The organism is Actinocrinis sp. (assembly GCF_035938995.1).
Lineage (GTDB): Bacteria > Actinomycetota > Actinomycetes > Streptomycetales > Catenulisporaceae > DASZGI01.
This window is the reverse complement of record NZ_DASZGI010000412.1, coordinates 1-10,381: the sequence shown is the minus strand read 5'-3', so window position 1 is coordinate 10,381 and position 10,381 is coordinate 1. Positions and strand designations below refer to the sequence as shown.

3 protein-coding genes are annotated in these 10,381 nt (G+C 73.2%); 1 reads left to right on the top strand and 2 read right to left on the bottom strand.

The window, feature by feature from the left end; translation table 11 throughout:
• Nucleotides 1–1,245 (bottom strand): polyketide synthase (locus VGZ32_RS27980; RefSeq protein WP_326889232.1); only part of this gene is annotated, 1,245 nt, incomplete at its 3' end.
• 7 nt (nucleotides 1,246–1,252) lie between these two features.
• Nucleotides 1,253–8,320, bottom strand: coding sequence for an SDR family oxidoreductase (locus VGZ32_RS27975; RefSeq protein WP_326889231.1), 7,068 nt, complete (start codon nucleotides 8,318–8,320; stop codon nucleotides 1,253–1,255).
• 808 nt (nucleotides 8,321–9,128) lie between these two features.
• Between VGZ32_RS27975 and VGZ32_RS27970 the strand changes: the two genes are divergently transcribed.
• The gene (locus VGZ32_RS27970; protein WP_326889230.1) at nucleotides 9,129–10,379 is read left to right on the top strand and encodes a glycosyltransferase family 2 protein; all 1,251 of its coding nucleotides are present in this window, start codon (nucleotides 9,129–9,131) and stop codon (nucleotides 10,377–10,379) included.
• The last annotated feature ends 2 nt before the right edge of the window (nucleotides 10,380–10,381 follow it).

Genomic DNA, 10,381 nt, shown 5'->3' with positions numbered 1-10,381 from the left:
CAGGCTCGCGATTCCGGCCGCAGGCATGGTGTGGCCGATCATCGACTTCACCGACCCGAGCGCGATCGGGTCGCCGTCGGGCGGGCCGAAGACCTCGGCGAGCGTCGTCACCTCGGCCCCGTCCCCGGCGGGTGTCGCAGTACCGTGCGCCTCAAGCAGCCCGAGCGCGTCGGCGGCGCGCGGATCGAGCCCCGCGGCGGCCCAGGCCTGGCGCACCGCCCGCACCTGGCCGGCCGGTTCGGGATTGAACAGGCTGGCGGCCCGGCCGTCGCTGGCCACTCCGGTGCCGCGGATCACGGCGTAGACCCGGTCCCCGGCGGCGAGCGCGTCGTCGAGCCGCTTGAGGACGACGACTCCGGTGCCCTCGCCGATCAGGATCCCGTCGGCGCCGCGGTGGAAGGGGCGGATGCGTTCGCTCCGGGAGAGCGCGCCGAGCTGGTTGAACACGCTCCAGAAGGTGATGTCGTGGCAGTGGTGCGCGCCGCCGGCGAGCATCGCGTCGCAGCGCCCGGCGACGAGTTCCGCCACGGCGTGGTCCACCGCGACCAGCGACGACGCGCACGCCGCGTCGACCGTGTAGGCCGGGCCTCGCACGTCGAGCCGGTTCGAGATGCGGGAGGCGGCCAGGTTCGGCACCAGGCCGATCGCCGCCTCGGGCTTGTGCGGGCCGAGGGCGTCGGCGAACGCGGCGCGCACCTGCTCGGCCCGGTCGTCCGGCAGGTCCGGCATCAGCTCGCGCAGGGTCCGTACCAGCTGGTTCGCGGTGCGCACGCGCTGGTCGAGGCGCACCAGGCCGGGAGTGAGGTAGCCGCCGCGGCCGAGGACGACGCCGATGCGATCACGGGATGGCAACCGCTCCCGCCCGCCGGCGTCGGCGATCGCGTCGGCCGCGACGCGTAGCGCGAGCAGTTGGTCCGGCTCGGCGCCGGGGACGGAGTCCGGCATGATGCCGAACTCGAGCGGATCGATCTCGGCGTATTCGTCCACGAACCCGCCGCGCCGACAGTACAGCCGGTCGGGGCGGCCCGGTCCGGCCGCCGGGTCGTAGAACTCTGGATCCCAGCGGCCCGCTGGCGCGTCCGTGATGCAGTCCACGCCGCCGACGAGGTTCTTCCAGTACGCGTCGAGGTTGCTTGCGCCCGGCAGCAACACCGCCATCCCGACGATCGCGATCGGAGTCGCCGTCGCTGTTGCTCCGGTGTGGGGCGCGGTACCCGTCGTGCCCAAGGACGGGGTTGATGTCATGCCTGAGTCACCACCCGGAGGCCGTGTAGACCACCGCGGTACCGTTCCCGCCCCAGGCCAGTTCCCGTAGCAGCGCCAGCGCCCCTTCCTCCGGGTCGATCAGCGCGATGCCGCGCTTGGCATAGGCCTGCATCAGTTCGGGGGTGACCATGCCGCCGTGCTCTTCGGACGGCGCCCACGGACCCCAGTGCACGGTCAGGCAGCGGGCGCCGGTCCGGGCCGCCCAGGCGGCGCCGAGGCTTTCCAGCGCGTCGTTCGCGGCGGCGTAGTCGCTCTGGCCGCGGTTGCCGAAGACCGCTGCGATGCTGCCGAACAGGACGCTGAATCGGGGCGGTTCGGGCAGGTGGTCGAGGCCTGCGAACAGGGCGCGGGCGCCGTCGGCTTTGGTCGCGAAGACCCGGGCGAACGACTCTGGGGTCTTGTCCGCGATGACCTTGTCCTCGATGATCCCAGCCGCGTAGACGACGCCGTCCAGCCGCCCGTGCTCGGTGTGGATGTCCTTGAGCAGTTGCCGCAGCGCCGCGCCGTCGCGCACGTCGAGGGCGTGGTAGCGGGGGCGGGCGCCGAAGCCGCGAAGCCGCTGGAGGGTGGTGGCGACCTCGCGGGCCGCGAGAGTCGCGGCGACGGTGCGCTCGATCTCGGCGGGGGCTCGCATCCCGCCGGCGATCAGTGCGGCGCGCAGTGCTACGGCGTCCGCGGCACTGGCGGTGGCGGGCGACTCGGGCTCCACGGGCAGCGGTGTGCGGCCGATCAGTTCGATGCGGCACCGGGCCGCGGCGGCCAGGGCCGAGGCGATGCGGGCGGTGATGCCGCGAGCGCCGCCGACGATCATGAGGACGCTTTCGCGGTCCAGCCCGAGTGCTTGGGCCTCGGCGGCGCCGTCGCCCGCAGGACCGGCGCCGCCCGTCGCGAGCGCGCCGAGCGGCGTCTCGACCGGGTCGAGCCGAAGCCGCCGGTCGGCGCGGTGGATCGCAACCGGGTGCCGGTCACCCGACAGAAGTTCGGCCACGAGGAGCTTGGCCGTCTGCTCTGCGGGAGCGGCCGGATCGAGTTCGACGAGGCGCGCGACGGTCTGCGGGTACTCGCGGCCGATCGTCCGCATCAGGCCACGAAGACCGGCGGCGGCTCCCGGTGCGTCGGCCGGGCGGGCGGCGAGGAACCACTGTGGCGGGTTCGCGAGCACGGTTTTGATCTCGGCGAAGGCAGCGGGAAGCAGCGGCTGCTCTGCGCTGGTCAGGCCGCCGAAGTGCAGGACGCCGTCGATAGCGTTCGGTGCTTGAGTGTTTGCCGATTCAGTGTTCGATGACGTGTCGCTCGGCGGCTCGGTGCCGGAGGGCTGCGCCTTACGCGGCGGCTCGACTGAGGCGCCGTGCGCGGCGAGTTGGGCGGCGACCGCTTCGGCGAGCGGTGCCGCCTCGTCGGTGCCGAGCAGCGCGAACCGCTTGCCGGCCAGCGCACCGTAGTCGGGCGTCTCGGGCAGCGGGGCGTCGATCTCGCGCAGTTCGATGCGCCGCGGGGCGCGGATGTCCGGCTCCGGTACCGCCGCGAAGTCCTCGAATGGTGCAGCGCCGGCCGGGTCCGAGGACGGTTGGGTCGATCCCTGGTGCGCGAGTTGGTCCGGCCCGTTTGCCGATGTGGTCGCGTGGTCGGGCGCCGCCGCGTCGTCAAGGTGCTGTGACAGCCACGCGGCGATCGCCCGCGCGGTGCGGGCTTTCGCCATCTGCTCGTACTGGTCGTCGTCGAGGTCCGCCGCGCCCAGGTTCAGCCGCTTGGCCAGTTCCCCGGCGATCTCGGTGCGCTTGATCGAGTCGACGCTGAGGTCAGCCTCGAGGTCGAGGTCGGGCTCGATCATGTCGATCGGGTAGCCGGTCCGGACGCTGATGATCTCCAGGACGGTGCCCAGGATGTCAGTTGCCTTCACGCCTGCCGGGGCGTTCTCCTGCGGGGCCGATGCGCCCGCGACGGTTTCCGCGGGGGGCGCATAGGACCCCGCAGACGCCGAGGTCAGGGCCATCGGTTCGGGCCGGTACTGGTCGAGCGCGGGTCCGGCAGTGGGTCCGGCCTGCAGGACCACGCGGGCGCCGGGGGTCGCGCCGAGGTACGCCAGCATGACGTCGCGCTGTGCGGCGACCATCTCGCGGCTGGTGCGCAGGAAGTCCGCGAGCAGCGCGTCCGGATTCGTCTGGCCTGCGCCGGACGCTGCCGTGGGCTCCGGGATCACGGTCCCCTCCAGGGAGATTCGTCGGGCGGGGGCCAGGCCCCCGGGGAGGCTGGCGCCGTCCGCGGTGCGCACGAGGTGGCCGTCCACGGTCCAGCCGGGCCGGGTCGGGCGGGGCGCGGTCTCGGCGTCGAGGGTGTCGCGGCCCTCGAACAGCCAGCCCGTGCGCAGCGCCACCCCCGCCGTGGCCAGCCGGGCGAGCGCGCGCAGCAGCCCTCGAAGGCCCGCGTCGGGGCGGTCTTCGCAGGCCACTGCGGCATGGGGGCGACCCTCGAGCACGGCATCGACCAGGCGGGTGAGCACGCGGCCGGGACCTGCCTCGACGAAGACGCGCATCCCGGCCTCGTACATCGCCTCGATCTCGTCGGCGAAGCGCACCGGCGCGCCGATCTGCGCGGCCAGCCCTGCTCGGACTGCGGCGGCTGACGGCTCGTACGGTGCGGCGGTGCGGTTGGCGTAGACCGGGACCTCGGGAGCGCGTACCTCAATTCCGTCGAGGACTCCGGCGAACGCGTCGCCTGCTGCCGCGACGATCGGGCTGTGGAAGGCGCAGGCGACCGGGATGCGCTTGGCTCCGATCCCGGCGGCGCGCAGCTCGACCACGGCTTTGTCCACCGCGTCGGTCGGGCCGGAGATCACCAGCTGCTTCGGCGCGTTCTGATTCGCCGGGACAACGGTGCCGTCGAGCCCGGCCGCCGCGAGCACGGACTCGACCTCGGCCCGTCCGGCCGCGACGGCGGCCATGGCGCCCGGGTCGTCGCCCGCCGCCTCGAGGATGACGCGGGCGCGTTCGCGGCTGGCGGCAAGCAGCGCCGCCGGGTCGATCGCGCCTGCGGAAGCCAGCGCGACGAGCTCGCCGTAGCTGTGCCCTGCGACCGCGTCGGGGCGGATGCCCAGACGCCGCAGCAGATGGTCGACGGCCAGTCCGGCGACGCCTAGCGCCGGCTGCGCCACGCGCGTGTCGCGCACTCGGACGTCCTGCTCGGCGCGGGTTTCGTTGTCGAAGGCTGTCGGGGGGTGCATCAGGCCGGCCCACTCGGAGCCGAGCCTGAGGTAGTGCTGGATCTCGGGGAAGGCGACGAAGAGCTCGGCGAGCATCCCGGGCCGTTGACTGCCCTGGCCGGGGAACAGCAGCGCGGTCTTGGCCTCGCTGAAGTGGTCGTCGTCGGCGGGCTGGTAGAGCCCTGCCACTGGGTCGTGCTCACCGTTCAGGGCGCGGCGGGCCAGCGCCGCCAGGTCATCGGGGTCTGAGGCGACCAGCGCGACCCACGCCCGATCGGTACGGCCGTCGGCGGCCCGCGACGCGGTGAGCGCCAGGTCGCGCAGCCGCCACGGCTGCGCCTTCGGCTCGTCCTGCATCCGGGCGAGCAGCCGCTCGATCGTGCGGTGCGCGGCGGCGCGGTCGGTGCCGCGGAAGACGAAGAGCTCCGCAGGCCACGCGTCGCGTCCGTGGCGCGCGTCGATCTCCTGCTCGTAGCCGCTGAGCACGACGTGGAAGTTGGTGCCGCCGAAGCCGAAGGCGCTCACGCCGGCGATCCGATCGGCGGACGGGACTGGCCAGGGGCTTGCGGCGGTGTGGAAGACGAAGGGGCTGCGTGCGCGATCCCAGCCGGGGTTCGGCTTGGCCAGGTTGACGGTCGGCGGGCGGACGCCGATGTGCAGCGCCATCGCCGCCTTGACCAGGCCGGCGAGTCCCGCCGCGCACTTGGTGTGCCCGATCTGGGACTTGACCGAGCCGAGGGCGCAGCTCCCGGGGTCCGCGCCCGCCTCCTCGAACACGTCCGTCAGGGTACGCAGTTCGGTGCGGTCGCCGACCACCGTCCCGGTGCCGTGCGCCTCGACCAGGCCGACCCGCCGCGGGGAGATCCGGGCATTGCGATAGGCGCGTTCCAGTGCTCTGCGCTGGCCTTCCGGCCGCGGCGCGGTCAGGCCCAGCGCGCGGCCGTCGCTCGCGCTGCCGACGCCGCGGATCACCGCGTAGACCCGGTCGCCGTCCCGTTCCGCGTCGGCGAGCCGCTTGAGCAGGACGCAGGCCGCGCCCTCGCCCAGGGCGATGCCGTCCGCGTCGGCGTCGAAGGTGCGCGAGCGGCCGCTCGGGGAGAGCGCGTGCACCGAGGAGAACAGCAGGAAGTCGTTGATGCCGTTGTGCAGGTCCACTCCCCCGCACAGCACCAGGTCGCTGGTTCCCCCGGCCAGCTCCTTGCAGGCCACGTCGACGGCGGCGAGCGACGAGGCGCAGGCCGCGTCCACCGTGTAATTGGCGCCGCCCAGGTCGAGCCGGTTGGCGATCCGTCCGGCGATCACGTTGGCCAGCGCGCCGGGGAACGAGTCCTCGGTCAGGCGCGGCAGTTGTTCGTCGAGCTCGCGTGGCAGGGTGCCGAGATACGAGGGCAGGGTGTTGCGCAGGACTGCCGCGTTCGACAGGTCGCTGCCCGCTTCGGCGCCGAAGACGACCGAGGTGCGGTCGTGGTCGACGCCGGTGCGGTCGTAGCCGGCGTCCACGAGGGCACGCCGAGCGGCTTCGAGCGCGAGCAGCTGGGTCGGCTCGATGCTGCCGAGCGCCGCCGGGGGAATGCCGTAACGCAGCGGGTCGAAGGGGATCGGCGGCAGGAACCCGCCCCACTTCGACGGGGTGGCGCGGCCCGCGTCGCGGCCGACGGCGGCCGGGTCGTAGTAGATCTCGGGGTCCCAGCGTTCCTTCGGCACCTCGGTCACCCGGTCGGCGCCGTCGAGCACGGTGGCCCAGAAGGACGCGAGGTCGGGCGAGCCGGGGAACATGCAGGCCATGCCGACGATCGCGATCTCCAGCGGGGCCGGGGCCTCCGGCTGCGCTTCCGGCGCTCCCGCCGCGGGGATGTCCAGCCGCTCGCGCAGGACCTGCGCGCGTTCGGCATAGCAGCCGCGGGCGCCCTCGGTGACCTCGTCGTGCAGGGCGGCGATGGTCGTCACGGTGTCGCGCAGCACTGCGACCTGCCCGGCCATGAACATGCCCTCGGCGAGTTGCCCGGCCTCGTCGACCGCGATCAGGTCGGCCCCCTCGCGGCGCAGACCCTTGCTGGCGACGCGCAGCCGCCCGACGTTCAGCTCCTCCAGCCGCTCCCACGCGTCCCGGCCGGATACGCCCGCTTCTCGCAGCTGCTCCTTCACCCGCTCGAACTCGTCGGTGAACGGGCTGGCCACGCCGCGCGTCGTGTGCCCAGGGGCGGTCTCCAGCAGGGCCGTGGCTTGGGCGTCGACGACCTGTTGCTGGAAGAGGGGCTGAATGGCGCCGTTTCGGACGGCCTCTTCGGTGAACAGGTACGCGGTACCCATGAGGACGCCGACACGCGCGCCGTACGCGACGAGCGGCCCGGCCATCGCGGCGACCATGGCGGCGGAGCGGGCGTCGTGCACGCCGCCGGCGAACAGGACCTCACACGCGTGCGCGCCATTGTCCGCCGGCGCTTTCCCGCCATGCTCGGCGAGCCAGTCCTCCAGGACGCCGAGCTGGGCTTCCCACAGCGGAAAGCTCGCGCGCGGCCCGGTGTGGCCTCCGCACTCGGAGCCTTCGAAGACGAACTTGCGCGCCCCGGCGTCCAGGAACTGGCGCAGCAGGCCGGGCGAGGGCACGTGCAGGAAGGTGCTGATGCCCGCGTCCTCCAGCGCGCGGGCCTGGGCCGGCCGACCGCCCGCCACGATCGCGCAGGCGGGCCGCAGCTCCTTGATGATCTCGAGCTGGGCGGTGCGGGTGCTCTCGGGAGCGAATCCGAGCACGCCGACGCCCCACGGCCGGTCGCCGAGCGCCGCCGCGGCCTGCTGCATCATCGTGCGCGTCTGGTCCGCGTTCGAGAGGGCGAGCGCGAGGAACGGCAGCGCACCGTGCTCCGCCACCGACGCGGCGAACGCGGCTTGGTCGCTCACCCGCGTCATCGGGCCCTGAGCGACCGGCAGCCGGGTACCGAGGGCGGGCGCGAGCGGCGCGCCCGCGCCCAGCACGTCCGCGGTGGCATCGTCGCGCGCGGCGTCGAGGATCGCGGACCGGATCGCCCGCACGGCACCGCCCGCGTTCGCGTAGCGGTCGCGGAAGCGCGCGGCCAGGAAGCCGTCCTGCCCGATCGGCAGAAACGCCCCCGGGTCGGTGCCGAGCAGGTCAGCAACCTGTTCCGGAGCGAGCGCCGGATCGAACGCGTCGGCTGCCGCGCCGCGGGGGCGCAGCACGCGGTGCCCGCCGACGCACACGGTTTCCGAGCCGTCCATGCCGCGTATCGCGGCGCTGACATGCTCCGGCAGCTCGGACTCGGGCATGAGCGCGAGCTGGACGTCGAGGACGACGCCCATCGCGCCGCCGATCACCGCGGCCGCAGCGGTGTGCTCGCCGATACCTCCGGCGGCCCAGACCGCCAGGCCGAGGTCCGCGTCCGACGTCAGCTGCTGGAGCAGGACGAAGGTGCTCAGCTCGCCGACCGCTCCCCCGGCCTCGCCGCCGCGGGCGATCAGTCCGTCCGCGCCGGCCTCGGCGGCCGCCCGGGCCTTCGCGAGGCTGGTGACCTCGCACAGCACGCGCCATCCGGCCAGGCGCGGATCATCCGCCCGCCAGGGGGACCCGGCGCCGAGGACGACGCAGTCCACGCGGCCCGGCGCCAGCCGCTCCACCTCCGCGGGGTCGAGCTCACAGCCGCGCCCGGCCCGCACGCCGAACCCGCCGGGCGACCACTGCGCCGCGAGCTCCAGCGCCCGCCGGGCCGCCACACCGCCGCGCCCGAGGTCGAGAATCCCGGTTGCGCCCGCCCGCACGACGGCGGCCGCGAGCCGCGGGTTCGGCATGCCGCAAGGGCTGACCGCGAGCACCAGATCGCGTCGATTCCGGGCAGAGGGCATGGCAGCTCCGTCCTGAACGGGCGTGCTAGCTAATACGAAGAAAGCTCATGATTACCGGCGAGTACGATCAGTCTTCCACGCCCAAGGCGACCTCAGTGTAAATTCGTGGCTACAGCACGTATACCAGTACTCATATCTTGTTCAACGGTAAGCAAAGTGCTGGCAATACGTGACCTTCTCGCAGCCGGTTTCAGCTGCGTGAGCAGGAGCTCTGCACACTTGTTCGCATCCTGTTAAGCCTGTCGCGCCTCGGCGTGCGCCGGGCCGAATCGTAGCGCCGCCGCCGGCGATCGCAACGGCGGCCGGAAGCTGACCGAAGGCGCATATACGTATACATACCTAAGAGCGGGATTCGGTTCCCACCGCGTCGTCCAGCCGCACATTCGAGCGCTGCGCCTGCCGCGACCGCCGCACGGGTGTGGGCCAGAGGAAATCTGCCGTCGGTGGCGGGAGCGCCGCGGATGCCGCGACCCGGGCACGGTGTTCGCACGGGCGGGGGCGCTCCGGAGGCGCGCGGCGGCGCCAGGCGCGCCACCGGCTACGACGCGCGAAAAGCCGGGTCGCGGCGATCCGCCCCGGACCGGGAATCCATGCGATAGTCGATACCGCCGCCCCGTTCGAGGAGCTGAACACCAAGGCGTGGCGAGCCGGTCTAGCGGGAAATGACACGTTGACGAAATCCACGCGAAAACTACTGTTTGCCGTCTATGCGCAGGATGGCACATCTTGAAAGTCTTGAAACTCGTACGCTGCTGACCGAAACGCCGTGTCGCGGCGCGGTGAAGCGGCAGGTTCCGAAAGGTTGGCGATGAGCGTTGTCAGCGAGATGGTCGACGCTGTAGGCACGGCCAGCGCAGCTACGACCGGTTTGACCATGGTCGGCATCCCCACGCGCAACGAGGCGGCGACGGTCTCCACCGTCGCGCGGACCGCGGACGCGGGGCTGGCGCTGGCCGGGTCCGATCGCCCGGGCGTGATCGTCCTGGCGGACAACGGCAGCACCGACGGCACGGTGGAGCGGTTCCTGGAGACCGAGGTGCGCGCCCGCAAGGTCGTGGTGCGCTCCGGCGGCGAGGGCACCGGCAAGGGGACCAACGTGTTCGCGCTGATGGAGAAGGCGATGGACCTGGGGGCCTCCCGCCTGGTGCTGATCGACGGGGACATCCGCTCGGCCGAGCCGGAATGGGTCGGCCGGCTGGCGCGCGCGGTGGAGGGGGCCGCGCCGACCATGGCCGCGCCCATCTACCGGCGCAACCGGTACGAGGCCAACAGCACCAACCACCTGGTGTGCCCGCTGCTCGGGGCGCTGTTCGGCTCCACCCTCCAGCAGCCGATCGCCGGCGACTTCGCGTTCAACCGGGCCTTCATGCAGCGGGTGACCGCCTGGCCGCGCCCGGCCAGCGCGTCGCTCTACGGCATCGACGTCTGGCTGACCGCGAACGCGCTGCGCGAAGGGCACCGGGTGGTCGAGGTGCCGCTCGGCCGCAAGATCCACAACTCGCCGTTCCCGAAGATCCTTTTCCTGCCGCAGCAGGTGCTCGACGCGCTGCTGCACATCGCCGCGGCGACCGACCGGCCCCGCCCGGCCTCGGCGTCGCTGTTCGCCGCCGAGCCGCGCGACGCGGTGGACGCGGCCGCGAAGCGGCAGGATCCGGAGGTCGTGGCCTGGGTCACCCGGTCGGTGGGGGCGTACCTGACCACGTACGGCTCCGACATCGTCAGCCTGTTCCCGGCGGCGGCGGGGCTCGGCCCCGCGCCGTGGGGCCTGCGGGTGCGGCTGGAGGACTGGCCGCTGCTGCTCGCCGACTGCCTCGAGGGGGTGGCCGCGGGCGAGTTCGAGCGGTCCCGGGACCACCTGATCGCGCTCTACGTCAACCGGGTGATGACGTTCTGGGACGAGATCGACGGGCTCGGCCCGCAGGAGATCGACGCCGTCCTGGACCGGCAGACCTCCGAGACCGCGCGGGCCGTGCGCGAGCGCTCGATCCTGTTCGACCGCCCGCGGGTGCCCAGCGGCTTCGACCCCGGGCGCTGGGCGGAGTTCCAGTCCGGGGCCTAGCG